The organism is Pseudomonas sp. Root401 (assembly GCF_001425105.1).
GTDB classification, from domain to species: Bacteria; Pseudomonadota; Gammaproteobacteria; order Pseudomonadales; family Pseudomonadaceae; genus Aquipseudomonas; species Aquipseudomonas brassicacearum.
This window is the reverse complement of the sequence record NZ_LMDO01000032.1, coordinates 16,290-40,633: the sequence shown is the minus strand read 5'-3', so window position 1 is coordinate 40,633 and position 24,344 is coordinate 16,290. Positions and strand designations below refer to the sequence as shown.

21 protein-coding genes are annotated in these 24,344 nt (G+C 61.8%); 13 read left to right on the top strand and 8 right to left on the bottom strand.

From position 1 onward, the window contains the following. Positions 1-79: 79 nt before the first annotated feature. From ASC85_RS21200 to ASC85_RS21175, 6 genes are all read left to right on the top strand, one after another. Complete coding sequence (locus ASC85_RS21200) at positions 80-2,269, top strand: GAF domain-containing hybrid sensor histidine kinase/response regulator (RefSeq protein ID WP_057451174.1); 2,190 nt, start codon at positions 80-82, stop codon at positions 2,267-2,269. 90 nt (positions 2,270-2,359) lie between these two features. Next, positions 2,360-2,611, top strand: coding sequence for a hypothetical protein (locus ASC85_RS21195; RefSeq protein WP_233903657.1), 252 nt, complete (start codon positions 2,360-2,362; stop codon positions 2,609-2,611). Between the two features lie 469 nt (positions 2,612-3,080). Next, positions 3,081-3,491 carry a glycine zipper domain-containing protein gene (locus tag ASC85_RS21190; RefSeq protein WP_014339430.1) on the top strand — a complete coding sequence of 137 codons (411 nt, stop codon included), beginning with the start codon at positions 3,081-3,083 and terminating at the stop codon, positions 3,489-3,491. Positions 3,492-4,235: 744 nt separating this feature from the next. Then, complete coding sequence (locus ASC85_RS21185; RefSeq protein ID WP_057451182.1) at positions 4,236-4,442, top strand: hypothetical protein; 207 nt, start codon at positions 4,236-4,238, stop codon at positions 4,440-4,442. 87 nt (positions 4,443-4,529) lie between these two features. Then, positions 4,530-4,892 carry a hypothetical protein gene (locus ASC85_RS21180; RefSeq protein ID WP_057451173.1) on the top strand — a complete coding sequence of 121 codons (363 nt, stop codon included), beginning with the start codon at positions 4,530-4,532 and terminating at the stop codon, positions 4,890-4,892. A gap of 349 nt (positions 4,893-5,241) precedes the next feature. Beyond that, positions 5,242-5,937, top strand: coding sequence for an HAD-IA family hydrolase (locus ASC85_RS21175; RefSeq protein WP_014339428.1), 696 nt, complete (start codon positions 5,242-5,244; stop codon positions 5,935-5,937). A gap of 74 nt (positions 5,938-6,011) precedes the next feature. On the opposite strand, the gene ASC85_RS21170 is transcribed toward ASC85_RS21175, so the two are convergent. Then, positions 6,012-6,758: a 3-oxoacyl-ACP reductase family protein gene (locus ASC85_RS21170; RefSeq protein WP_057451172.1), complete on the bottom strand. Its 747-nt coding sequence runs from the start codon at positions 6,756-6,758 to the stop codon at positions 6,012-6,014. 125 nt (positions 6,759-6,883) lie between these two features. Between ASC85_RS21170 and ASC85_RS21165 the strand changes: the two genes are divergently transcribed. Beyond that, positions 6,884-7,807: a LysR family transcriptional regulator gene (locus ASC85_RS21165; protein WP_057451171.1), complete on the top strand. Its 924-nt coding sequence runs from the start codon at positions 6,884-6,886 to the stop codon at positions 7,805-7,807. Positions 7,808-7,955: 148 nt separating this feature from the next. Here ASC85_RS21165 and ASC85_RS21160 read toward each other — a convergent pair whose 3' ends face one another. The 3 genes from ASC85_RS21160 to ASC85_RS21150 all read right to left on the bottom strand — a co-directional run bounded on the left by ASC85_RS21160 (position 7,956) and on the right by ASC85_RS21150 (position 11,470). Further along, positions 7,956-8,684 (bottom strand): aspartate/glutamate racemase family protein, encoded by a 729-nt coding sequence (locus ASC85_RS21160; protein ID WP_003204081.1) that lies wholly within the window; start codon positions 8,682-8,684, stop codon positions 7,956-7,958. 60 nt (positions 8,685-8,744) lie between these two features. Continuing rightward, positions 8,745-10,274, bottom strand: coding sequence for an NCS1 family nucleobase:cation symporter-1 (locus ASC85_RS21155; protein WP_057451170.1), 1,530 nt, complete (start codon positions 10,272-10,274; stop codon positions 8,745-8,747). Between the two features lie 452 nt (positions 10,275-10,726). Beyond that, a complete protein-coding gene (locus ASC85_RS21150) occupies positions 10,727-11,470 on the bottom strand; it encodes a phosphoadenylyl-sulfate reductase (protein ID WP_013693959.1) in 744 nt (247 codons plus the stop codon). A gap of 174 nt (positions 11,471-11,644) precedes the next feature. On the opposite strand from ASC85_RS21150, the gene thrH reads away from it, so the two are divergent. Beyond that, positions 11,645-12,262 carry a bifunctional phosphoserine phosphatase/homoserine phosphotransferase ThrH gene (thrH, locus tag ASC85_RS21145; protein ID WP_057451169.1) on the top strand — a complete coding sequence of 206 codons (618 nt, stop codon included), beginning with the start codon at positions 11,645-11,647 and terminating at the stop codon, positions 12,260-12,262. 152 nt (positions 12,263-12,414) lie between these two features. Here the strand turns inward: thrH and pabB are convergent, their stop codons facing one another. From pabB to rloA, 4 genes are all read right to left on the bottom strand, one after another. Then, positions 12,415-13,758, bottom strand: coding sequence for an aminodeoxychorismate synthase component I (gene pabB / locus ASC85_RS21140; RefSeq protein ID WP_057451168.1), 1,344 nt, complete (start codon positions 13,756-13,758; stop codon positions 12,415-12,417). Between the two features lie 261 nt (positions 13,759-14,019). Continuing rightward, positions 14,020-15,006 carry an alpha-L-glutamate ligase-like protein gene (locus tag ASC85_RS21135; RefSeq protein ID WP_057451167.1) on the bottom strand — a complete coding sequence of 329 codons (987 nt, stop codon included), beginning with the start codon at positions 15,004-15,006 and terminating at the stop codon, positions 14,020-14,022. Further along, on the bottom strand, positions 15,006-16,538 hold the full coding sequence (gene rloB / locus ASC85_RS21130) for an osmotic stress tolerance membrane protein RloB (protein ID WP_057451166.1): 1,533 nt from the start codon (positions 16,536-16,538) through the stop codon (positions 15,006-15,008). Before rloB ends, ASC85_RS21135 begins: the two co-directional genes overlap by 1 nt. Before the next feature lie 5 nt (positions 16,539-16,543). Further along, positions 16,544-17,080 carry a retropepsin-like aspartic peptidase RloA gene (gene rloA, locus ASC85_RS21125; protein ID WP_018600248.1) on the bottom strand — a complete coding sequence of 179 codons (537 nt, stop codon included), beginning with the start codon at positions 17,078-17,080 and terminating at the stop codon, positions 16,544-16,546. 280 nt (positions 17,081-17,360) lie between these two features. On the opposite strand from rloA, the gene ASC85_RS21120 reads away from it, so the two are divergent. The 5 genes from ASC85_RS21120 to prpF all read left to right on the top strand — a co-directional run bounded on the left by ASC85_RS21120 (position 17,361) and on the right by prpF (position 24,250). Further along, complete coding sequence (locus ASC85_RS21120) at positions 17,361-18,074, top strand: GntR family transcriptional regulator (protein WP_057451165.1); 714 nt, start codon at positions 17,361-17,363, stop codon at positions 18,072-18,074. Beyond that, positions 18,071-18,961, top strand: a complete 891-nt coding sequence (gene prpB / locus ASC85_RS21115) for a methylisocitrate lyase (RefSeq protein WP_003204061.1) — start codon at positions 18,071-18,073, stop codon at positions 18,959-18,961. Before ASC85_RS21120 ends, prpB begins: the two co-directional genes overlap by 4 nt. Before the next feature lie 135 nt (positions 18,962-19,096). After that, a complete protein-coding gene (gene prpC, locus ASC85_RS21110) occupies positions 19,097-20,224 on the top strand; it encodes a bifunctional 2-methylcitrate synthase/citrate synthase (RefSeq protein WP_057451164.1) in 1,128 nt (375 codons plus the stop codon). Positions 20,225-20,422: 198 nt separating this feature from the next. Then, positions 20,423-23,014, top strand: coding sequence for a Fe/S-dependent 2-methylisocitrate dehydratase AcnD (gene acnD, locus ASC85_RS21105; protein ID WP_057451163.1), 2,592 nt, complete (start codon positions 20,423-20,425; stop codon positions 23,012-23,014). Positions 23,015-23,056: 42 nt separating this feature from the next. Next, complete coding sequence (prpF, locus tag ASC85_RS21100) at positions 23,057-24,250, top strand: 2-methylaconitate cis-trans isomerase PrpF (protein ID WP_057451162.1); 1,194 nt, start codon at positions 23,057-23,059, stop codon at positions 24,248-24,250. The last annotated feature ends 94 nt before the right edge of the window (positions 24,251-24,344 follow it).

The following is a 24,344-nucleotide window of genomic DNA, read 5'->3' as shown; positions in this document are numbered from 1 at the left end:
GCGCGGGATAATACGGCCCTGCTTGGGGTCACAAGCTTTTCCCCTCGTTGGTATTGGCGGCTCAGAAGGATCGAACGCAATGACAGATTGGCTCCAGAGCTATGGAGAAATGGCTGAGCGGGTTCGCCGCCATCCTTGGGAGGACACGCCGCTCGGGCCGCCTGCGCAGTGGCCTGATGTATTGAAGACCACCGTGGCGCTGAGCCTCGCCTCGCATTTTCCCCAGGCCATCGTATGGGGGCCGGACCTGATTACGTTGTACAACGATGCGTTCCTGCCGATCCTTGGCAGCAAGCCCGAGGCGCTGGGCCGGCCGTTCAATGAGGTGTGGCAGGAGGTCTGGAGCGATATCGGGCCGATCGTGCACGCGACTTTCGAAGGGCAAGCAACCTTTATAGAAAACTTCCTCTTGGTCATCGAGCGCGGCGCTGGCCCAGAGCAGGCTTATTTCACCTTCTGCTACAGCCCCATCCGTGACCAGTTCGGCAAGGTCGTGGGCATGCTGGATACGGTCACCGAGACCACGTCCACGGTGTTCATGACCCAGCGCCTGGCCGTGCTCGATGCCATCGGCAATGCCGTGGCGAACGCCGCCGACCCGCAGAGCATCATGGCAGCCACCACTCGGATCCTGGCGGCGCACCTGAACCTGTCCAATTGTGCCTACGCGGACATGGATGAGGACGAGGACGGCTTCACCATTCGTGGTGATTGGGCCAGGGCGGGCTCGCCCCATATCCTCGGACATTATCGACTGGCTGATTTCGGTCGGCTGGCCGTCGCCAATCTGCGGACCGGCAAGCCGCTGGTGATCAACGATAACCTCAAGGAGCTGGCGCCGGAGGAAGCGGCGACGTTCCAGGCCATTGGCATCGCGGCCACCATCTGCGTGCCGTTGATCAAGGGCGGGCGATTGACCGCGCTGATGGCGATCCACGATAAAACGCCGCGGGTCTGGTCATCCTACGACCTGGCGCTGCTGATGGAGGTCACCGAGCGATCTTGGGCCCACATCGAGCGCGCCCGTGCCGACGCGGCCGTGCGCGAAGGCCTGGCGGCCCTGGCCGAATTGAACGCGACGCTGGAAGAACGGGTCGAGGAGCGCACCACGCGCTTGAAACAGACCGAAGCGGCGCTGCGCCAATCGCAAAAACTCGAAGCCATCGGCCAGCTTACCGGCGGCGTGGCCCATGACTTCAACAACCTGCTGACGATCATTCGTTCTTCAGTCGACTTCCTGCGCATGCCCAGCCTGTCCGAGGAGCGTCGGCAACGCTACATGACGGCGGTGTCCGAAACCGTTGAGCGCGCCTCCAAGTTGACCAGCCAGTTGCTCGCGTTTGCCCGGCGCCAGCCGTTGAAGCCGCAAGTCATCGATGTGGGCAAGCAAGTGCAGAGCCTGGGGGACATGCTGCAAACCGTCACCGGGGCGCGGATCCAGGTCAACGTCGAGTTGTGCGACCGACCTTGTTACATCCGGGCGGACCTGAGCCAGTTCGAGACCGCGCTGATCAATATGGCCCTCAATGCCCGGGATGCCATGAATGGCCAGGGCACGTTGTGGCTTCGGCTCAGTTGTGGCGGTGGCATGCCGCCGATTCGTGGTCATGCCGGGGCCGGACAATCCTTTGCTGCCATTGCCCTGGCGGATACCGGTACCGGTATTGATTCGCCGGTGCTCGAGCACATCTTCGAACCCTTTTTCACCACCAAGGAAGTGGGCAAGGGCACGGGGCTGGGCTTGTCCCAGGTGTTTGGCTTTGCCAAGCAGTCTGGCGGCAACGTCGATGTTTCGACCGTGGTGGGCGAGGGCACGGTGTTCACCTTGTACCTGCCGGAAGTGGCGCCCGAGAAAACACACGAGCCGGTCAAGGAAGAACTCACCCACCTGCTGCCGGAAAAGGGCAAGTGTCGGGTGTTGATCGTGGAAGACAACCTGGAGGTGGGGCGTTTTGCCAACCAGATCCTCCAGGACCTGGGCTACGAAACCGCCTGGGCGACCAACGCCGAGGAGGCGCTGGAAATGGTCGGCCCGGATGCGATGGCATTCGACGCGGTATTTTCTGACGTGGTGATGCCGGGGATCAGCGGCATTGCCCTGGCCAGGGAGCTGCGCCGGCGACGCCCGGATTTGCCGGTGGTGCTGACTTCTGGTTACAGCGAAGAACTGGCCCACAGCGGCCACGAGGGCTTTGAATTCTTGTCCAAACCCTATTCGGCCGATCAGGTTTCCAGGGTTCTAAACCGGACGATATTGGGGGCTGAATGAGTGTTTCCTTTTTGAAACAGTGAGTTCCATTCGTCGGCCAAGGGCTTTGTTGAATAAACAGTCTGTTGATGACCGACTAGTCTCATTGTCGTGAAGGTCGATATTGTCAGGCAACCGGTTGTTGCCGGTATGGGCCTCGATGAAAGGGGAAAGGCAATGGGAGCACCGTACAGCGAGGAGAACACTGCCGCGTATCCGATCAATGAAGGGTTGCAGTGCGGCCAGTCGGCCTATCATGCGGACTTCGGTGACGAGCCGATCAAGTCCATCAGGACGAAGGTGGCCAAAGTGCAGCGAGGGGAGAAGGCCAAGTTCTTGCCCAGGGTCCCGGTCAGAAAGTGACGGCGGATCGTGGTAGGGGAGCTTGCTCCCGCCGGGCTGCATAGCAGCCCTTTTTTTTGATCGTTCCCACGCTCCTGCGTGGGAACGTCGCCAGGGACGCTCCGCGTTCCGTCTTTGGGATGTGACGCAGAGCGTCACGGGATGCATTCCCACGCAGGAGCGGGGGAACGATCAAAAGATCGCAGCCTTCGGCAGCTCCTACAGGGCGATTTCGGCTTTTGCGTAAATATTTTTCATCTTTTCTCAACTGGCGTTTTCTTTCACGTTTCTTTCACAAGCAGGTACGTACTCTCAGCTCATCCGTTAGAAAGCAGTACCTGCCCGTTTCCCCAGCGGGCTTTTTTTTGCCTGTCATAAAATAATCCCCCGTTTCGTTGTCCAACCGTTATGGCTGACGCTGTCTGGCGTAAACTCGCGCCCGCGCGCACCGGCCATTTCTCCCCGATGCGGCATTTTTGAGGTTTCTATCATGCGTTTGACTTTGTCCACCTTGGTACTGGGGTTGGTGGTTGCCCAGGGCGCGATGGCTGCCGGCGACGGTACCGCCGCGGTCGGCGGTGGTCTGGGCGGTGTGTTGGGCAACGTGGTCGGCCAGCAGATGGGCGGCAGCACTGGCGCCGCGATTGGCGCGGGCGTTGGCGGCGCAGCCGGCAGTGCCGTAGGCGCTCGCAAGGGCAGCCGCACCGAAGCGGCCATTGGCGGTGGCTTGGGTTCGGCCGGTGGTTCGATTGTCGGTAACCGTTTGGGCGGCTCCACTGGCTCCACCATCGGCGCAGGCATCGGCGGCGCGGCGGGCGGCGCGTTGGGCAGCAACCTATCCAATGACAACGACGGCCACTCCGGTGGCAAGAAGCACAAGCACAAGAAAAAGCATCGCTAAGCCCATGCTTGGATGAATAGACCTGGCCTTGTGCCGTGATGCTGTTCACTTGGTAAAAACGGCGCTTCTTTCAGAAATGGGAAGCGCCGTTTTTTTGGGGCTTCTTTTGATGCCCAAAGCAAGCGCAACAGACAGCTCCAGCCGCTATGCAACCGCACCACCGCCATCGCGAGCAAGCTCGCTCCCACATTGGGCCGCAGTGAACACAGAACTCATGAACACCCAAGATCACCTGTGGGAGCAAAGCTTGCTCGCGATGAGGCCAGCAACCCCAACATCCATGTGACTGAGCCACCGCCATCGCGAGCAAGCTTTGCTCCCACAGATGTGATGGGTGTATGACCGGGAGAACCAGGTCGGCTATCAGGCCGCCACGCGGTGGCCCACGGAGCAATGCTTGTGTTCAGGCACACCGAGCCTAGGCGAGGCACCGAGTGGTGGGGCAAAAGCTTTTTGCTTACTTTTGACTGGGCCGGCTTCCGGGCTTCTCAAAAGTGAGCCGCTGGAAGAGCGGAACCATAAGCGGCCGTTACTACAAAAACGGATATACACTCCACCTGACCCCCCCAAAAAAAACGGCAAATCAAAATCCCCGGAACGATTGCCACCCCCCCGCTTCGAACTCATACATCCATCAAAATTGCGAGGTGTACCATGACGCCGCAAACGCAAGACAAGGACGAGAACGACTCCTCGGGCACCCCTGTCGTCAATGACCCGGGCAATGAAGACCCCGGTTCCCTGATGGATGACGCCCAGGTCCCCTTGATCGAGGAGGATGAAACCCCGGAATACCCGCTGCCTTCGCCCACCAACTCCCTGAGCCGCGACCAGCGTCCACCCGATGACGATGCCGGCGTCGAGCAGGTCCCCAGCGACGATGAGGGTGTCGAGGCGACCCCGGATGATCCGGACATCGCCGGTGACGATGCCTCCGGCAAGCCGAGCTGATCGCAGGCCCGTCCGTCGATTCAGCGGCACCATCGTCCCGCCACGCGTGCCACACATCAGGTAAGGATCTTGAAAAGGAGACTCACCATGATGAAGTCCAACATGACAGCGCTGACACTCGCCGGGATTCTTTCGCTCAGTTCACTGGCTGCCTTGGCAGAATCTTCGGGCGGCGCGCCCCCCGTGGACAAGGGCGGGATGCCCCCTTCCACAGAAATGGAGGCCGGCTCCAATTCCGGTGCCAACGGTAACGCCTTGCCCCCGGGCTCCGTGAGCGGCGGGAACGGCGGCGATGCCAATGGCAGCAGCACCAGCCCCGGTACGGGCAGCGGTTCGATGAGTGGCGGCAGCACGATGGGCGGTGCCGACGCCGGCGGTGGAACCAACGGAGGAACCGGTACCCGCGACAGCGGCGACAGCTCGGGCGGCTCCGGCAGCTCAGGTCAATAACCGTCCCTTCACACCCATCCGCTTTCTGTGGCGAGGGCGCTTGCTCCCGCTGGGTTGCGTAGGAGCTGTGTAGGAGCTGTGTAGGAGCTGTCGAGTGCAACGAGGCTGCGATCTTTCCCCTGTCAATTGAGTCCTGAGCGAAAGATCAAAAGATCGCAGCCTCCGGCAGCTCCTACAGAGCGCAACCCAGCGGGAACAAGCGCCCTCGCCACAAACCCCCGTCCATAGATTTCCCATTGCCGGTGCCAAGCCCCCTTCGTTATCCTGCTGAATCCTTTAAGGCGAACACGCTGCCCTGGCCGCACCTGAGCCATCCCTGGAATGTTGTGTTGATAACGGATCAGATGCGATGAATGCACCCCTGAAAGAGTTTGGCCCGATCAAGGCTGTGATTTTCGACATGGATGGGCTGTTGCTGGACACCGAGGGGATCTACACCGAGGTCACGTCCATCATCGCCGAGCGCTACGGGCGCACGTTCGATTGGAGCGTCAAGCAGAACATCATCGGGCGCGGGGCCACGGATCTGGCCAACTACGTCGTCCAGGCGCTGGAATTGCCGATCACCCCCGAAGAGTTCCTGGTCATCCGCGAGCCCTTGATGCGCGAGCGTTTTCCTCATGCCCTGGGGATGCCCGGCGCCGAGGAGCTGGTGCGGCATTTGAAGGCCCACAACGTTCCGATTGCGGTGGGCACCAGTTCGTCGAGCCCGACCTTCGCACTGAAAACCACCTTGCACCGGGACTGGTTCGCACTGTTCGACTTCATCGTGACGGCGGATGACCCAGAGGTCGGCGCGGCGAAACCAGCGCCGGATATCTTCCTCACCGCTGCCCGGCGCCTGGGTGTCGAGCCGCGCGACTGCCTGGTGTTCGAGGATTCGCCGTTCGGCGTGACGGCCGCGAAAGCCGCCGGCATGACCGCCATTGCCATTCCGGACTCGGCCATGGCGGACGAAAAATATGCCCACGCCGACGGAATCATCCGCTCCTTGAAAATGTTCCAGCCGAGCCTTTGCGGTCTGCCGGAGTTGGAGTGGGCCTGACAGCCTGACGTCGCGCTACACAGCAAAACGCCGGTCATGGTTAAAGCCATGACCGGCGTTTTTTCATGCCTGGATCAGGCGCCGAAACCACCGTCGATGGTCAGGCTGGCACCGGTAATGTAACCGGCTTCCGGCCCTGCCAGGTAGGCGACGAAGCTGGCGATTTCATCGACGTTGCCGTAGCGCCCGATGGCCATCAGCGACAACAGGCTGGAGGCGAAGTCGCTATCGGCCGGGTTCATGTCGGTGTCCACCGGGCCGGGCTGCACGTTGTTGACGGTGATGCCGCGTGGGCCGAGGTCACGGGCCAGGCCTTTGGTCAGGCCCACCAGCGCGGCCTTGCTCATGGCATAGGGCCCGCCGCCGGCGAAGGGCATGCGGTCGGCGTTGGTGCTGCCGATGTTGATGATCCGGCCCCCTTCGCCCATGTGCCGTGCTGCCGCCTGGGTGGCGATGAACACGCTGCGCACGTTGATGGCCAGGGTCTGGTCGAAATCTTCAAGTTTGAATTCATCCAGCGGCCCCATCGCCAGCACGCCAGCATTGTTGACCAGGATGTCCAACCGGCCAAAAGCCTCGACGGTGGCCGCGACGGCGTTACGGATGGCCTCGGCGTCGGCGCTGTCGGCCTTGATCGCCAGGGCCTTGCCGCCTGCCGCGGTGATGCTGTTCTGCAGTTCTTCAGATTTTGCGCCAGAGCTGACGTAGGTGAAGGCCACGGCGGCGCCTTCTGCTGCCAGGCGTTTGACGATGGCGGCGCCGATGCCGCGAGAACCGCCCTGGATCAAGGCGACTTTACCGCTCAGTGCTGGGTTACTCATGATGTTCTCCAAAAAGTGCCGGGGCGAGATGCCGCGGTGATGGAGCGAGTATCAAGAAGGTGCGGTGGGCTGTGTAGACCGCCATTGCTATAGTCTGTCTAAACCAAAAGTTTAGAGTGAGGCTCATGGAGACCTTCAACAGTATCGAATGCTTCGTACGCAGCGCCGAAGTCGGCAGCTTTGCCGAGGCGGCGCGACGTCTGAGCGTGACCCCGGCCGCGGTGGGTAAAAGCGTCGCCAAGCTGGAGGCGCGAATGGGCGTACGCCTGTTCCAGCGTAGCACCCGAAGCCTGAGGCTGACCGAGGCCGGCCAGTTGTTCTTGGGGGAAGTCGGCAGCAGCTTCAACACCATCCAGAACGCCGTCGCCAACCTGGCCAGCGCCGGTGGGCAACCGGCGGGGACGCTGAAGGTGAGCATGGGCACGGCGTTCGGTCGATTGTATGTCGTGCCGTTGCTGGGGGAATTTTTGCGACGTTACCCGGCGATCAACCCGGACTGGCATTTCGATAATCGTCAGGTGGACCTGATCGGCCAGGGCTTCGATGCCGCCATCGGCGGCGGTTTCGAACTGCCCCAGGGGGTGGTGGCGCGCAAATTGACGGTGGCCCATCGGGTGCTGGTCGCCTCGACCGAGTACCTGCAAGCGCATGCCGCCGTGACAGGGCCGGAAGATCTGTCACAGCATCAGGGCATCCTGATTCGTTCACCACAAACCGGGCGCGTGCGTTCCTGGCAACTGACCAGCCGCAATCGGGAACACAGCCCGCTGACACTCAAGACGCGCATGACCATGAGCGATTCGGAAGCCGACTGCGCGGCCGCCACCCAAGGCCTGGGCATCGGTCTGGTAAGCATGCCGATCGCCGTTCCCTTTCTGGAGTCTGGGGCGCTGCAGCGGGTGCTGCCGGACTGGTATGTCGACGATGGCAACATCTCCATCTACTACGCCGAACACAAGCTGTTGCCGGGCAAGACCCGGGCGTTTGTGGATTTCATCATCGAGCAGTTTTCCGCGCAGGGGTTGGCGCGGCGGTTTAGTGCGGTTTGAGCTGGGCTTGGAATCGAGTTGGCCCCAATCGCGAGCAAGCTCGCTCCCACATGGGTTTACGGGTGTTCACAACATGTGCACACGACACAAAAACCTGTGGGAGCGAGCTTGCTCGCGATTCGGGACACCTCGGTCTAAAGCCGTGAACTCACCGCCCAAACCGCCCCGGCCAGCCAATGATGGTCTTGGGCCGAGGCGTCGCGTAGGTGCGCACTTTCGACGTCGACAACCCCAGCCGCACCAGCGCTTCGGCAATGGTCACCGCCGCAGTCACGCCATCGACCACCGGTACCCCGGTGCGCTGGCGGATCTGCTCGTCGAGCCCGGCCATGCCGCCGCAGCCCAGGCAGATCACTTCGGCCTTGTCCTGGCTGACTGCCAGTTCAGCCTGTTGGACGATGGCTTCAATCGCCCGTTGCGGATCCTGCTCCAGTTCCAGTACCGCCAGGCCGCTGGCCCGTACCGAGGCGCAGCGGTCGAACAGGCCGGACAGCTTGAGCCGGTCTTCGATCAGCGGCACGGTGCGGTCCAGGGTGGTGACCACCGAATAAGCGTGACCGAGGAACATGGCGGTGCTGGCGCCGGCGTCGGTGATGTCCACCACCGGCACGTTGAGCAGTTCCTGCAGACCTTCACGACCGTGTTCGCCATAGCCGGCCTGGATCACCGCGTCGAACGGCTGGTCGTAGGACATTACCCGGTCCATCACCGCGATGGCCGCCAGGTAACTTTCAAAATTGCCCTCGATGGAGTCGGCGCCGAAATGCGGCGTGAGCCCGACGATCTCGGTGCCCGGCGCGGCGACGGCCTGGGCCTGGCGGGCGATGGCCTGGGTGATGGATTCGGTGGTGTTGACGTTGACCACGAGAATTCGCATGAGCTGTCCTCCTTAACACATAAAAGTAAGCGGCCCGAACCTGGCGGGCCGTTCGAGCGATCAATGATTGACGTTATCCACAGCGATGGATTCGCCGCTGACGTCCTCGTAATACGGCTGACGCTTGGCGATGATCAGGTACAGCAGCCCTGCAATCGAAGCGCCAATCAGCCAGGAGAATGGTGAAACGCTGTCAAAACCAGGCACCAGCGCCAGGATAATCGCGATCAGCGCCGCCGGAATGAACGCCGCCACCGCGCGCAGGTTGACCCCGTTGCTGTAGAAATACGCACCGTTTGGGTCCTCGCTATACAGTTGCGGCACGTTGATGCGACCTTTTCGCAGCAGCCAGTAGTCGACCATGATCACCCCGTACAGCGGCCCGAGCAGGGCACCGAGGCCGGACAGGAAATACACGATCACCAGCGGGCTGTTGTAGAGGTTCCACGGCAGGATCAGCACGGCAATGGCGGCGCTGATCAGCCCGGCGCGGCGGAAGGTCAGGTATTTGGGCGCCAGGTTGCTGAGCACGAAGGCCGGGGCGACGAAGTTGGCCATGATGTTTACCGCCACGGTGACGATCAGGAAGGCCAGGCAGCCCAATACGAGGAAGAAGGTGTTGGGGATCGAGGCAATCACCTGGGTCGGGCTTTCAATGATTTGCCCATTGATCTGGAACTGCGCCCCGCAAAGCAGGATGGTAATTGCGGCAAACACCAGGATGTTCACCGGCAGGCCCCAGAAATTGCCGACGACGATGGTCCGGCGGCACGGCGAGGAGCGGGCGAAGTCACAGAAATTGAGAATCAAGGTGCCGTAGATCGACAGCCACAGCGCGCCACCGGCAAAGATATTGCGCCACATCTCGCCACCGGTCAGCGGCTCGCGGATCGACCAGGCAATGGTGGCGTCGGCCTGGGTGTACATCCAACCGGCCAGAGCCGCGACAGTCACCAAGATCACCGGGCCGGCAAAACCTTCGTAGCGGCGCACCGTTTCCATGCCGTAGGCCAGGATCACCAGTTGCACGAACCAGATCGCCACGAAACACACCCAGCCCAGGCTCGACAGGCCGAGGATCGAATCGTGATCGTAGTCGGCGAAGCCCGGGTGGATCGCCACCAGCAACACCCGGAACACCACCGACGCCAGGTAGGTCTGGATGCCGAACCAGGCAATGGCGATGACCGCCCTGATCAAGGCCGGAATCTGCGCGCCATGGATCCCGAAGCTGATCCGGCTGATCACCGGGAACGGCACCCCGGTTTTCTGGCCCATGTAGCCGGACAGGTTCATGAAGCCATACACCAGCGCCGCGCCTATCCCCAGGGACAGCAAGATCTGCCAGCCACCCAGGCCCAGGGCATAGAGGCCGATGGCGAAGGAATAGTTGGCGATGTTATGCACGTCGTTGGTCCACAGGGCAAAGATGCTGTAGCGACCCCAGCGTCGACCTTCGGCCTTGGTCGGCGCCAGGTCCTTGTTGTGCAGCCTCGGGCTCAGGGCCAGGGACGCAGCAGTGTTGTCGTCGAGGGCCGTGGTGGTGGAGGGCAGATCCAGCGCGATGTTATTGGAGAGACTTGTACGCATTCCGGCAGGCTCCTGATTCTCGGCGCAGCGATGACTGTGCATGAGCGCGGGGCTCGACAAATCTTCGTCGCGGCGGGCGAGCATCATTGATTACGGGGCATCTGCAGCCTGTACGGGATAGGGCGCTTCAGGCTTGCGGATCTAAAGTGTGTGTATGTTTTATATAAGTTGTATACAAAACATGTGTCGACTCAAGCCAGATCTATGCCACTTACGGATCTATTCGAAGAAGCGCTAATTTCGTTTCGTTATGATCTTTGAATAACTAACTGAAATACCGTGATTTAAAACTGACCGTTTAAACAGGTATTTATTTTTTGGCGAACGCCAGTGGAGTTGGAAGGGTAGGCAAGACGGGAAGGCGTGTGTAACCTTTGGGGGCATTAACGTAATAAATGCACACAAAAATGCCACTTGCAGTGACATTTTTGTGTACAGGGTGTGGCGGACGCTTAGACGGTCTTGGATTTGGCGATGATGTTCCCGGCGTGCAGCCCGCATTCTTTCTGCGTGGCTTCTTCCCACCACCAACGGCCTTCGCGCTCGTGCTGGTTTGGCAGCACCGGGCGGGTGCAGGGCTCGCAGCCGATGCTGATGAAACCGCGTTCATGCAGGCTGTTGTAAGGCAGTTCCAGCATGCGGATGTAACCCCAGACTTCTTCGCTGGTCATCTGCGACAGGGGGTTGAACTTGTACAAAGTGCGCTCCGGGGTGGAAAACGCCGTGTCGATTTCCAACACCGCCACCTGGCTGCGGGTGCCGGGGCTCTGGTCGCGGCGCTGGCCGGTGGCCCAGGCGCGGACATCGGTCAGTTTGCGTCGCAGGGGCTCGATCTTGCGGATGCCGCAGCACTCGCCGTGACCGTCCTTGTAGAAGCTGAACAGGCCTTTTTCCTTCACGAAGGGTTCAAGTTTCGTGTAGTCCGGCGAAACCAGCTCGATGTCGATCTTGTAGTGCTCGCGCACCTGGTCGATGAAACGATAGGTTTCCGGGTGCAGGCGGCCGGTGTCGAGGCTGAACACCTTGACGTTCTTGTTCAGTTTCCAGGCCATGTCCACCAGCACCACGTCTTCGGCGCCGCTGAAGGATATCCACAGCTCGTCGCCGAATTCGGCGAAGGCCAGTTTGAGGATGTCCTGCGGGGACTTGTTGGCATAGGTCGTGGCGAGTTCCACGACGTCAAACGATGGGCTCATCAGGGCGGTTTCCTACAGGTCGGTGGCGCTGGGCGCTCTATATGGGGCTGATGGTAACAAAAGCTGTCGGGGCTGGCGCGTTCCTGTGCGTTGCGCAGGCTTCGACGAATGGCTAGAGTCGGCAAGCCTTTTGTTCGCTCAACCGATAAACATCAGAAAAAATGGGAGTGTCTTGTGGAAATTGCCTGTCTCGACCTGGAAGGTGTACTGGTCCCGGAGATCTGGATCGCCTTCGCTGAAAAAACCGGGATTGACTCCCTCAGGGCAACCACTCGGGACATTCCCGACTACGACGTGCTGATGAAGCAACGGTTGCGCATCCTTGATGAGCACGGCCTCAAGCTTTCCGATATCCAGGAAGTCATCGCCACCCTCAAGCCGCTGGATGGCGCCATCGAATTCGTCGACTGGCTGCGCGAGCGCTTCCAGGTGGTGATTCTGTCCGACACGTTCTACGAATTTTCCCAGCCGTTGATGCGCCAGTTGGGCTTCCCGACATTGCTCTGCCATCGGCTGATTACTGATGACAGCGGGCGGGTGACCGGCTACCAGTTGCGTCAGAAAGATCCCAAGCGTCAGTCGGTTTTGGCTTTCAAGAGCCTGTACTACCGGGTGATTGCGGCGGGGGATTCCTACAACGACACCACGATGCTGGGCGAAGCCGACGCCGGGATTCTGTTCCATGCGCCTGAAAACGTGATCCGCGAATTCCCGCAATTCCCGGCGGTGCATAGCTTTGCCGAGTTGAAGCAGGAGTTTCTCAAGGCTTCGAACCGCAGCCTCAACCTGTAAACCCCCAATCCTTAATGTGGGAGCGAGCCTGCTCGCGATAACGGTGGTTCAGCCGGCATTGGTGTCGACTGACACACTGTCATCGCGGGCAAGCCTTGCTCCCGCAGGTTGGTGTCATGCCACCTGTGGGAGCAAGGCTTGCCCGCAATGCTTTAAAGATTCTGCAAGGTTTCCAGCAGCACCTTCACCTTAGTAATCGACTCCTGATACTCGGCCTCCCAGTCCGAGTCCGCGACAATCCCGCCGCCGCCCCAGCAGCAGACCTGCCCATCCTTGACCAGCAAACTGCGGATGGCGATGGAGCTGTCCATTTCCCCGCGCACGTCCAAGTACAGCAGTGAGCCGCAATACAGGCCGCGTCGGGTCGGTTCGAGTTCGTCGATGATTTGCATGGCGCGGATTTTCGGCGCGCCGGTGATCGAGCCGCCGGGAAAGCTACCGGCGATCAGGTCGAGGGCGTCTTTATCCACAGCCAACTCGCCGGTCACGCTGCTGACCAGGTGGTGCACGTTCGGGTAGCTTTCCAGGCTGAACAACTCCGGCACCCGCACCGAGCCGATGCGGCAGGTGCGGCCCAGGTCATTGCGCAGCAGGTCGACGATCATCAGGTTTTCCGCCCGGTCCTTGGGGCTGGCCAGCAGCTCGGCGGCGTGGGCCGCGTCTTCGCTGGGTGTTGTGCCGCGGGGCCGGGTGCCCTTGATCGGCCGGGTTTCCACCTGGCCTTCGCTGACCTTGACGAAGCGCTCGGGGGACAGGCTCAGCACCGCGCCGCCATCGGGCAGGCTCTGGAAGCCGGAAAACGGCGTCGGGCACGCCGCCCGCAGTGCCTGGTACGCGGCCCAGGCGTCGCCCTGGCAGGGCGCGCGAAAGCGCTGGGCAAAATTGACCTGGTAGCAGTCGCCCGCCTGGATATACGCCTGGATACGCTCGAAGGCCTGTCGATAGGCTTCGGCGCTGAGGTCGGGGGTCATCGGTCCTTCGAGGCTGAAGACGCCAACGGATGCCGCGGTCGGTTGGCTGAACAGCGCGATCAGGCGTTGGCGTTCGTCTTCGCCGCAATGGGGGTGGAACACCAATTGGCTGGTGCCGGCCTGGTGATCGCTGACCAGCGCCCAGTCGTACACACCAAAACGCGCGTCGGGCAGTTGCAAGTCGTCCTTGGCGTGGGATGGCAGGGTTTCGAGGTGTCGGCCGAAGTCGTAGCTCAAGTAGCCGATCAGCCCTCCGGCAAAGGGCAATTGCACCGTGGCCGGCAGTACCGCGTCGCCCAGTTGTGTCAGTTGAATGCGCAGGCGTTGCAGGAAATCGCTGCCGCTCTCGTCCGGCAACACCGCCAGTTGCGCCAGCGGCCAGGCGCTGAGCAGGTCGTAACGCCCGCGCTCGGCACTCGGCCGGCCGCTGTCGAGCAGCACGCTGCCAGGGGCATGACGGATCGCCGCGAAATACTCGGCGGGGTTGGCGCGGTAGGGCAGCGGGTGTACGGAGCAGGTTGGCATGGGCGGGGCAGGTCAGCCGTTCAGGCGGGGGTGCGATTGTAATCCCTCTGTAGGATTTGCTCCTAGAGGGATGTCGGAGATGGGCACATCTGTGGCTATCGAAGCTATTTGTGGCAAGGGCGCTTGCTCCCGCAGGATTGCGCCCGTAGGAGCTGTCGAGTGCAACGAGGCTGCGATCTTTCCACAGACGGTTGAATCTCAAGCGAAAGATCGCAGGCTTCGCCAGCTCCTACAGAACCCGGCGGGAGCAAGGTTCAATTTTCAACCCTCAACCGGCGGAATATGCCCAAACAACGCCTGGGCAAACGCCACGCGCTCCTCCACGGTTTCGGTAACGCCGCGGGCCTGGAGTTCTTCCAGGTGGGCTTCCACCGCGTGGGTGCGCAAGGTTAGGCCGCAGTCGTTGGCGATCTGGATGTTCAGCCCCGGCCGGGCGTTCAATTCCAGGATCAACGGGCCTTTTTCCTGGTCCAGCACCATGTCGACGCCGATGTAGCCCAGCCCGCACAGTTCATAGCAACCGGCGGCCAGCTTCATGAAACCGTCCCAGTAGGGCAGTTGCACGCCGTCCACCGCGTTGGTGGTGTCGGGGTGTTTGGTGATGATGTTGTTCAGCCAGGTGCCGCGCAGGGTCAGGCCGGTGGCGAGGTCGACACCCACGCCGATGGCGCCCTGGTGCAGGTTGGCCTTGCCGCCGGACTGGCGTGTTGGCAAGCGCAGCATGGCCATCACCGGATAGCCCATCAGCACGATGATGCGGATGTCCGGCACGCCTTCGTAACTGATGCTCTTGAAGATCTGGTCCGGCGTCACGCGGTACTCGATCAGCGCCCGGTCACGGTGCCCACCCAAGGAGTACAGGCCGGTGAGGATGCTGGAGACATGGTGCTCGATCTCCTCATGGCTGATGATCTTGCCGGACACCGTGCGATAGCGGCCTTCGAAGCGGTCGGCGATGACGATGATGCCGTCGCCGCCAGCGCCCTGGGCCGGCTTGATCACGAAGTCGGTGCGCCCGCCGATGATCTCGTCGAGCTTGTCGATTTCCTTTTCGGTGGAGATCACCCCGTACAGCTCCGGCACATGAATGCCGGCGGCGATGGCCCGTTCCTTGGTGATGATCTTGTCATCGACGATGGGGTACAGGCTGCGCTTGTTGTACTTGAGCACGTAGTCGGCGTTACGCCGGTTGATGCCCATGATGCCCCGGGCTTCCAGGGCCTTCCAGGTCTTCCAGAAGCCGAACATCAGGAGTCTGCCTTGAGGAAGGCCTTGAACCGTACCAGCTCGGTCAGGCGGTAGCCGCGATAGCGACCCATGGCCAGCATGAAGCCCACCAGGATCAGCAGGATCGCCGGGAAAGTGAACACGAAGTACACCAGTTCCGGCACGCTCATGATCAGGTGCGCCAGGGACGCGGCGAACAGGGTGCCGATGGCGACTTTCATCGCGTGGCCGGCGCCGCGTTCTTCCCAGGTGATGGACAGGCGTTCGATGGTCATGGTCAGGATCACCATCGGGAACAGCGCCACCGACAGGCCGCGTTCCAGGCCCAGCTTATGGCTGAACAGGCTGATGGCGGCGATCAGCACCACCACGAACGTCAGCACCACCGAGAGTCTCGGCAACATTTGCAGCTTGAGGTGCTCCAGGTAGGAGCGCAGCGACAGGCCCAGCGTGGTGATCACCGTGAACAGGATGATGCCAAAACCCAGTTGGGTCTCGCGAAAGGCCAGGGCGATCAGCACCGGGGTGAAAGTCCCGAGGGTCTGCAGGCCGATCAGGTTGCGCAGGATCAGGATGACCAGCACGCCGATCGGGATCATCACCATGATCATGAAGGTTTGCTGGGTCTGCAGCGGCAGGCCGTAGAGCGAGTATTCGAGGAAGTTGGCGTCGGTGTTCTCGTCGGTCAGCTTGGCCAGGCGAATGGCGTTCATTTCGCTGTTGTTCATGCTGAAGGTGACGGTGGCTTTCTTGCCGCCATCGACGGTGATCAGGTTTTCATCGCCGGTCCACCACAGCAGGCGGTCGGTGGGCAGGCCTTGTTCGCCGGTGTCCGGGTTGAAATACAGCCAGTCGGTGCCGTTGAAGCTGCGCAGCCACAGCTCAGGTGTCTGCGGTTGGTCGGTCACCAGGCGGATGGTATGGACCTTTTCCACCGGCACATGGGCGATGGACAGCACCAGTTCGACGATGCGCGCCTTGTTGGCCGAGGACGGGTCGCCGGCCAGCAACAGCTTGACGTTGTCGTCGTTGAGGTTGTTGACCCGCTTGATCGCTTCGCTGATGAACGTCTCGACGTCGGCCGAATGCTGGCGGATCGGCGCGAGCAGGGCTTCGGCGGCCAGTTTCTCCGGGCCTTCGACGGCGATGCTGTCGCGGAAGGTCGGGCCCTTGACCTTGGTTTTCTCGGCGCTGTAGCGCTTGGTCAGCACCAGACGGTAATACAGAGTCTGGTTGCCTTTGGCGCGACGGGCCGACCACGTCACCTTGCGATTACCGTCGACCCGGTTCACCGCCACGCCGTAATTATTGGAAATGAAACTCTCGTTGAGGCTCACGTAGTCGCGGCTAAGCGGCGGCACGAACATCTGGATCTTGACCGGGTCCTTGGCATTGGGCACGAACTCGACCTTGGCGTCGATGTTCCACAAGTCGTCGGTGGCGTCTTCGGTGACCGGGATGCCGAGCACGAAAATCTGATAGGCCGTCACCGACAGGCCCAGCACCACCAGGATGGCGATCAGCATTTTCAGATGGAGGGTAAGGGAGCGCATTGGAATTACTCTGCGGTTTGAGCGGCATTGGCGCAGGCGGGTTTGCCGGCAGCGTATTTAAGACTGGGGTCGACCAGCGCGTCGAAGCGCTTGAGCGCCTCGGAACCGATCAGCAACGGGTATTGGAAAGCGCTGCGGTCGGTCAGGTTCACTTCGATGCTGCGCAGGGCCGAGCCCATGCAGATGTCCAGTTCGATGACCGGTCGGGCCGTGTATTTCTTGCCTTCTTCCGGGTCGTAGTCACCGGCGCGGCGCTTGATCTTGCTGACCCGGGCCAGCGGACGCTCGATGGGGTGCGAGTGGGCCGCGTCGATGGCCAGGTAAAAGCGCACCCAGGATTCGCCATTGCGCTTGAAACGCTTGATGTCCCGGGCGCTGAGGGACGCGGTCTTGGCGCCGGTGTCCAGCTTGGCGGCGACCTCCAGGTCGATGCCCTGCAGGGCGGCATATTCGTTGAGGCCGTACACGGTTTTTTCACCCGCCACGGCAAGCCCCGGCAGGCACATGAAATAAAGAACAGCGGTGAAGGGCTTGAGTGTCATAGATCCTGGTGCGCAGCGTTCCGTTTATCGGTTCAGGCCCTGGCATTACTGCACAAGCTCCCTGGGCAGCCTTCCCTATAAAAGGAGAGCGGCAAATCGCGCGGCATTCTAGCACGGTGGTTTTCTGACGCCACCGCTGGCCGGACGCTACGACGCATTCAAACGGGCGGTTATGGCAGTTGAGCTTATTAGACGATTGTCGACAATATTGATTTTTTCTTTGACCTTGACGCTGCTATTGGTTAGTTTTTGCCGTATTGATTTGCAAGGTGTCGACAATATGCTCGATCAGCTCGAAACCCCGGTGATGGTCCAGGACGATTCGGAGACCCTCTCCGAGAACGTCTTCCGACGTATCCAGGCCGCCATCGTCAAAGGTGATATCGCCCCCGGCAGCAAGATCTCCGAGCCCGAGCTGGCGCGCACCTACGGCATCAGCCGCGGGCCGCTGCGTGAGGCGATCCATCGCCTGGAAGGCCAGCGCCTGCTGGTGCGGGTGCCCCACGTCGGTGCCCGGGTGGTGTCGCTGAGCCACGCCGAGCTGCTGGAACTCTACGAAATCCGTGAATCCCTCGAAGGCATGGCTTGCCGCCTGGCGGCCGAACGCATGACCCTGGAAGAAATCGACGAGCTGCGCCGGGTGCTGGAAACCCACGAACGCGATGCGGCGTTCCAGGCCGGTGTCGGTTATTACCAGCAGGAAGGCGATTTCGACTTCCATTACCGGATCATCCAGGGCAGCGGCAACCGCACCCTGACGCAAATGCTGTGCGGCGAGCTGTACCAACTGGTGCGCATGTACCGCATCCAGTTTTCCACCACGCCCAACCGTCCGCGCCAGGCCTTTGCCGAGCACCACCGGATTCTAGACGCCATCGCCGACCGTGACGGCGAACTGGCTGAATTATTGATGCGCCGGCACATCGGTGCGTCCAAACGCAACATTGCGCGTCATTTCCAGGACAGCGCCGCCACTGAACGAGGTGAGTCATGAGTTCCAGCAAGAGCACGCCAGGCCAGCGTTTCCGCGATGCGGTCGCCACCGAGCATCCGCTGCAAGTGGTGGGCACGATCAACGCCAACCACGCGCTGCTGGCCAAACGCGCCGGTTTCAAGGCGATCTACCTGTCGGGCGGCGGCGTGGCGGCCGGCTCCCTCGGCGTGCCGGACCTGGGCATCACCGGCCTGGATGACGTGCTGACCGATGTGCGCCGTATCACCGACGTCTGTGATCTGCCGCTGCTGGTGGACGTGGACACCGGTTTCGGTTCCTCGGCGTTCAACGTGGCGCGCACGGTCAAGTCGATGATCAAGTTCGGCGCGGCGGCCATCCATATCGAGGACCAGGTCGGCGCCAAGCGTTGCGGCCATCGCCCGAACAAGGAAATCGTCTCGCAGCAAGAGATGGTCGACCGCATCAAGGCCGCCGTCGATGCCCGTACCGATGACAGCTTCGTGATCATGGCCCGTACCGATGCCCTGGCGGTGGAAGGCTTGGAATCGGCCCTGGACCGCGCCGCGGCCTGTATCGAGGCCGGTGCCGACATGATTTTCCCCGAGGCCATCACCGAGCTTGAAATGTACAAGCTGTTCGCCAGCCGCGTGAAAGCGCCGATCCTGGCCAATATCACCGAATTCGGCGCGACCCCGCTGTACACCACCGAACAGTTGGCCGGTGCCGACGTGTCCCTGGTGCTGTACCCGCTGTCGGCGTTCCGTGCCATGAACAAAGCCGCCGAGAACGTCTATACCGCGATCCGCCGCGATGGCACGCAACAGAATGTCATCGACACCATGCAGACCCGCATGGAGCTTTATGATCGCATCGACTACCACACCTTCGAGCAGAAGCTCGACGCGTTGTTCGCGGCGAAAAAATGAAAAGATCGCAGCCTCGCTTCGCTCGACAGCTCCTGCATTATTGGGCCGAGCATTGTTCCGTAGGAGCTGTCGAGTGCAACGAGGCTGCGATCTGTTTCCCCAAATCTCTACAAATCTAAAAACTGGAGACAGCAAATGGCCGAAGCAAAAGTACTCAGTGGCGCCGGGCTCCGCGGCCAGGTGGCCGGGCAAACCGCATTGTCCACCGTAGGCCAGTCGGGCGCCGGCCTGACCTATCGCGGCTACGACGTTCGCGACCTGGCGGCAGATGCGCAATTTGAAGAAGTGGCCTACCTGCTGCTGTACGGCGAGCTGCCGACCCAGGCACAGCTGGACGCCTACACCGGTAAACTGCGCCAGTTGCGGGACTTGCCCCAAGCCTTGAAAGAAGTGCTGGAGCGCATTCCCGCCGACGCCCACCCGATGGATGTGATGCGCACCGGCTGCTCGTTCCTGGGCAACCTGGAACCGGAGAACGATTTCTCCGAACAGCACGACAAGACCGACCGCCTGCTGGCCGCGTTCCCGGCCATCATGTGCTACTGGTATCGCTTCAGCCACCAAGGCCAGCGCATCGAATGCATGACCGACGAAGTGTCCATCGGCGGCCATTTCCTGCACCTGCTGCACGGCAAGAAGCCGAGCGAGCTGCACGTCAAGGTGATGAATGTTTCGCTGATCCTCTACGCCGAACACGAATTCAACGCCTCGACCTTCACCGCCCGGGTCTGCGCCTCCACGCTGTCGGACCTGTTCTCCTGCATCACCGCCGCCATCGGCTCGTTGCGCGGCCCGCTGCACGGCGGTGCCAACGAAGCGGCGATGGAAATGATCGAGCGCTTCAGCTCACCGCAGGAAGCCATCGAAGGCACCCTCGGCATGCTGGCGCGCAAGGACAAGATCATGGGCTTCGGTCATGCGATCTATAAGGACAACGACCCGCGCAACGAGGTGATCAAGGGCTGGTCGAAAAAACTCGCCGATGAAGTGGGCGATACGGTGCTGTTCCCGGTTTCCGAAGCCATCGACAAGACCATGTGGGAACAGAAGAAACTGTTCCCCAACGCCGATTTCTACCATGCCTCGGCGTACCACTTCATGGGCATCCCGACCAAGCTGTTCACGCCGATCTTCGTTTGCTCGCGCCTGACCGGGTGGGCCGCCCACGTGTTCGAACAACGCGCCAACAACCGCATCATCCGACCGAGCGCCGAATACACCGGCGTTGAACAGCGCAAGTTCGTGCCAATCGAACAACGCTGAGCTGGAGGGTTCTAGCCGCAGGAACTGGATACCCCCGCAACCCTGTGGGAGCGAGCTTGCTCGCGATTGCGTACTGACATTCAACATTAATGTCGACTGATACACCGCTATCGCGAGCAAGCTCGCTCCCACAGTGGCCAGGGTCGCTTCAAGTCCGGCGCCAACCCTTCTGAAACCACCGTGACCCGAGTCCTGACGATGAACACAGAATTTCGCAAACCGCTACCCGGCACTTCGCTGGATTATTTCGACGTTCGCGAGGCCGTGGATGCCATTCGCCCCGGCGCCTACGACGGCCTGCCGTACACCTCCCGCGTGCTGGCGGAGAACCTGGTACGTCGCTGCGACCCGGCCACGCTGGGCGAGTCGCTGCTGCAACTGATCGAGCGCAAGCGCGACCTGGACTTCCCGTGGTTCCCGGCCCGCGTGGTGTGCCATGACATCCTCGGCCAGACCGCGCTGGTGGACCTGGCTGGTCTGCGCGACGCCATCGCCTTGCAGGGCGGTGACCCGGCGCAGGTCAACCCGGTGGTGCCGACCCAACTGATCGTCGACCACTCCCTGGCGGTGGAAAGCGGTGGTTCCGACCCGCAAGCCTTCGCCAAGAACCGCGCCATCGAAGACCGGCGCAACGAAGACCGCTTCCACTTCATCAACTGGACCAAGAAGGCCTTCAAGAACGTCGACGTGATTCCGCCGGGCAACGGGATCATGCACCAGATCAACCTGGAAAAAATGTCCCCGGTGATCCAGCAGCGTGACGGCGTGGCGTTCCCCGACACCTGCGTGGGCACCGACAGCCACACGCCCCACGTCGATGCCCTGGGCGTGATCGCCATCGGCGTCGGTGGCCTGGAGGCCGAAAGCGTCATGCTCGGCCGCGCCTCGTGGATGCGCCTGCCGGAAATCATCGGCGTCGAGCTGACCGGCAAGCTGCAACCGGGTATCACCGCCACCGACATGGTGCTGGCGCTGACCGAATTCCTGCGCAAGCAAAAAGTCGTCGGTGCCTGGCTGGAGTTTTTCGGCGAAGGCGCCAGTGCCCTGACCTTGGGCGACCGCGCGACCATTTCCAACATGGCCCCGGAATATGGCGCCACGGCAGCGATGTTCTACATCGACCAGCAAACCATCGATTACTTGAAGCTCACCGGGCGCGAAGACGACCAGGTGCGACTGGTCGAGACCTACGCCAAACAGGCCGGCCTGTGGGCCGACAAGCTCAAGGGCGCGCAATACGAGCGAGGCCTGACCTTCGACCTGTCGTCGGTGGTGCGCAACATGGCCGGTCCGAGCAACCCGCACGCCCGCGTCGCGGTGTCGGATCTGGCTGCCAAAGGCATTTCCGGGCAGTGGGACGATGTGCCGGGGCAAATGCCTGACGGTGCGGTGATCATCGCCGCCATCACCAGTTGCACCAATACCAGCAACCCGCGCAACGTGATCGCCGCCGGCCTGCTGGCGCGCAACGCCAACCGCCTGGGCCTGGTGCGCAAGCCGTGGGTCAAGTCGTCCCTGGCGCCGGGTTCGAAAACCGTGGCGCTGTACCTGGATGAAGCCGGCCTGACGTCCGAACTCGAGAAGCTGGGCTTCGGCGTGGTGGCGTTCGCCTGCACCACTTGCAACGGTATGTCCGGCGCGCTGGACCCGGTGATCCAACAGGAAATCATCGACCGCGACCTGTACGCCACCGCCGTGTTGTCGGGCAACCGCAACTTCGACGGGCGTATCCATCCGTACGCCAAGCAGGCGTTCCTCGCCTCGCCACCGCTGGTGGTCGCTTATGCCATCGCCGGGACCATCCGCTTCGACATCGAGAAGGATGTACTGGGCGTGGTGGACGGTCGGGAAATCCGCCTCAAGGACATCTGGCCGAGCGACGAAGAAATCGACGCGGTGGTCAAGGCCTCGGTGAAACCGGAGCAGTTCCGCCAGGTGTACATCCCGATGTTCGCCATCCAGGAAGACACCGGGCCGAAAGTGACGCCGCTGTACGACTGGCGCCCACAAAGCACCTACATTCGTCGTCCGCCGTATTGGGAAGGCGCGCTGGCCGGTGCGCGGCCGCTCAAGGGCATGCGCCCGCTGGCGGTGCTGCCGGACAACATCACCACCGATCACCTGTCGCCGTCCAACGCCATCATGCTGGACAGCGCCGCGGGTGAATACCTGGCGAAAATGGGCCTGCCGGAAGAAGATTTCAACTCCTACGCGACCCACCGCGGCGACCACCTGACCGCGCAACGCGCCACCTTCGCCAACCCGAAACTGTTCAACGAAATGGTCCAGGAAAACGGCAAGGTCAAGCAGGGCTCCCTGGCCCGGGTCGAGCCGGAAGGCAAGGTCATGCGCATGTGGGAAGCCATCGAGACCTACATGGAGCGCAAGCAGCCACTGATCATCATTGCCGGCGCCGACTACGGCCAGGGTTCGTCGCGGGACTGGGCGGCCAAGGGCGTGCGCCTGGCCGGTGTCGAGGCGATCGCCGCCGAAGGTTTCGAGCGCATCCACCGCACCAACCTGGTGGGCATGGGCGTGTTGCCGCTGGAGTTCAAGCCCGGCACCGATCGCAAGACCCTGGGCATCGATGGCAGCGAAATCTATGACGTGATCGGCGAGCGCACCCCGCGTGCGACGCTGACGTTGGTCATCACTCGCAAGAACGGCGAGCGCGTCGAAGTGCCGGTGACCTGCCGCCTCGATACCGCTGAAGAAGTGTCGATCTATGAAGCCGGGGGCGTGCTGCAACGCTTTGCCCAGGACTTCCTTGAATCGGCGGTTGCCGTCTAAATCACAGCTGCGGACACCCGGCGTGTCCGCTTGAGGAGCATCATGGCTCACGCACCGCAAATCAAAATTCCCGCTACCTATATGCGTGGCGGCACCAGCAAAGGCGTGTTCTTCAGCCTGCAAGACCTGCCCGAAGCGGCCCGCGTCCCAGGCGCCGCACGGGATGCCTTGTTGCTGCGGGTGATCGGCAGCCCCGACCCGTACGAGAAGCAGATCGATGGCATGGGCGGCGCGACGTCCAGCACCAGCAAGACCGTGATCCTGTCCAAGAGCACCCGGGCCGACCACGATGTCGATTACCTGTTCGGTCAGGTGTCCATCGACAAGCCGTTCGTGGACTGGAGTGGCAACTGCGGCAACCTGTCGGCGGCGGTCGGTTCATTCGCTATCAGCAGTGGCTTGGTGGAGCCTGGCCGTATCCCGCAAAACGGCGTGGCCGTGGTGCGGATCTGGCAGGCCAACATCGGCAAGACCATCATCGCCCATGTGCCGATCACCGACGGTGCGGTGCAGGAAACCGGGGACTTCGAACTCGACGGCGTAACCTTTCCGGCGGCCGAAGTGCAATTGGAATTCATGGACCCGGCGGCAGAAGAAGAGGGCGGTGGCGGTTCGATGTTTCCCACCGGCAACCTGGTGGACGACTTGGAAGTGCCCGGTGTGGGTACCTTCAAAGCGACGCTGATCAACGCTGGGATCCCGACGATTTTCATCAATGCCCGGGACGTCGGTTACACCGGCACCGAACTGCAGGGCGCCATCAACGGCGATCCCAAGGCGTTGGCCATGTTCGAAACCATCCGCGCCCACGGCGCCTTGCGCATGGGCTTGATCAAACACCTGGACGAAGCCGCCCAGCGCCAGCACACCCCGAAAGTGGCGTTCGTCGCGCCGCCGGCGGACTACGTTTCATCCAGCGGAAAAGCCGTGGCGGCCGGGGACGTTGACCTGTTGGTGCGGGCGCTGTCCATGGGCAAGCTGCACCACGCCATGATGGGCACTGCAGCGGTAGCCATCGGCACCGCCGCGGCGATTTCCGGCACCGTGGTCAACCTCGCGGCCGGCGGCATCGAACGCAACGCGGTGCGTTTCGGCCACCCCTCCGGCACCCTGCGCGTCGGCGCCGAGGCCAGCCAGGTCAACGGCGAATGGACCGTGAAAAAAGCCATCATGAGCCGCAGCGCGCGGGTGTTGATGGAAGGGTTTGTGCGGGTGCCAGGGGATGTCCTGAACTGAGTTGAACCCTGTGTGGGGGCGGGCTTGCTCGCGATGGCGGTGTGTCAGCCGACATCAATGTTGGATGTGCCGGCCTCTTCGCGAGCAGGCTCGC

Coding starts and splice junctions, on each gene's coding strand:
- ASC85_RS21200 (WP_057451174.1), top strand. CDS start 80: ATGACAGATTGGCTCCAGAGCTATGGAGAAATGGCTGAGCGGGTTCGC.
- ASC85_RS21190 (WP_014339430.1), top strand. CDS start 3,081: ATGCGTTTGACTTTGTCCACCTTGGTACTGGGGTTGGTGGTTGCCCAG.
- ASC85_RS21185 (WP_057451182.1), top strand. CDS start 4,236: ATGGATGACGCCCAGGTCCCCTTGATCGAGGAGGATGAAACCCCGGAA.
- ASC85_RS21180 (WP_057451173.1), top strand. CDS start 4,530: ATGATGAAGTCCAACATGACAGCGCTGACACTCGCCGGGATTCTTTCG.
- ASC85_RS21175 (WP_014339428.1), top strand. CDS start 5,242: ATGAATGCACCCCTGAAAGAGTTTGGCCCGATCAAGGCTGTGATTTTC.
- ASC85_RS21170 (WP_057451172.1), bottom strand. CDS start 6,758: ATGAGTAACCCAGCACTGAGCGGTAAAGTCGCCTTGATCCAGGGCGGT.
- ASC85_RS21165 (WP_057451171.1), top strand. CDS start 6,884: ATGGAGACCTTCAACAGTATCGAATGCTTCGTACGCAGCGCCGAAGTC.
- ASC85_RS21160 (WP_003204081.1), bottom strand. CDS start 8,684: ATGCGAATTCTCGTGGTCAACGTCAACACCACCGAATCCATCACCCAG.
- ASC85_RS21155 (WP_057451170.1), bottom strand. CDS start 10,274: ATGCGTACAAGTCTCTCCAATAACATCGCGCTGGATCTGCCCTCCACC.
- ASC85_RS21150 (WP_013693959.1), bottom strand. CDS start 11,470: ATGAGCCCATCGTTTGACGTCGTGGAACTCGCCACGACCTATGCCAAC.
- pabB (WP_057451168.1), bottom strand. CDS start 13,758: ATGCCAACCTGCTCCGTACACCCGCTGCCCTACCGCGCCAACCCCGCC.
- ASC85_RS21135 (WP_057451167.1), bottom strand. CDS start 15,006: ATGTTCGGCTTCTGGAAGACCTGGAAGGCCCTGGAAGCCCGGGGCATC.
- rloB (WP_057451166.1), bottom strand. CDS start 16,538: ATGCGCTCCCTTACCCTCCATCTGAAAATGCTGATCGCCATCCTGGTG.
- rloA (WP_018600248.1), bottom strand. CDS start 17,080: ATGACACTCAAGCCCTTCACCGCTGTTCTTTATTTCATGTGCCTGCCG.
- ASC85_RS21120 (WP_057451165.1), top strand. CDS start 17,361: ATGCTCGATCAGCTCGAAACCCCGGTGATGGTCCAGGACGATTCGGAG.
- prpB (WP_003204061.1), top strand. CDS start 18,071: ATGAGTTCCAGCAAGAGCACGCCAGGCCAGCGTTTCCGCGATGCGGTC.
- prpC (WP_057451164.1), top strand. CDS start 19,097: ATGGCCGAAGCAAAAGTACTCAGTGGCGCCGGGCTCCGCGGCCAGGTG.
- acnD (WP_057451163.1), top strand. CDS start 20,423: ATGAACACAGAATTTCGCAAACCGCTACCCGGCACTTCGCTGGATTAT.
- prpF (WP_057451162.1), top strand. CDS start 23,057: ATGGCTCACGCACCGCAAATCAAAATTCCCGCTACCTATATGCGTGGC.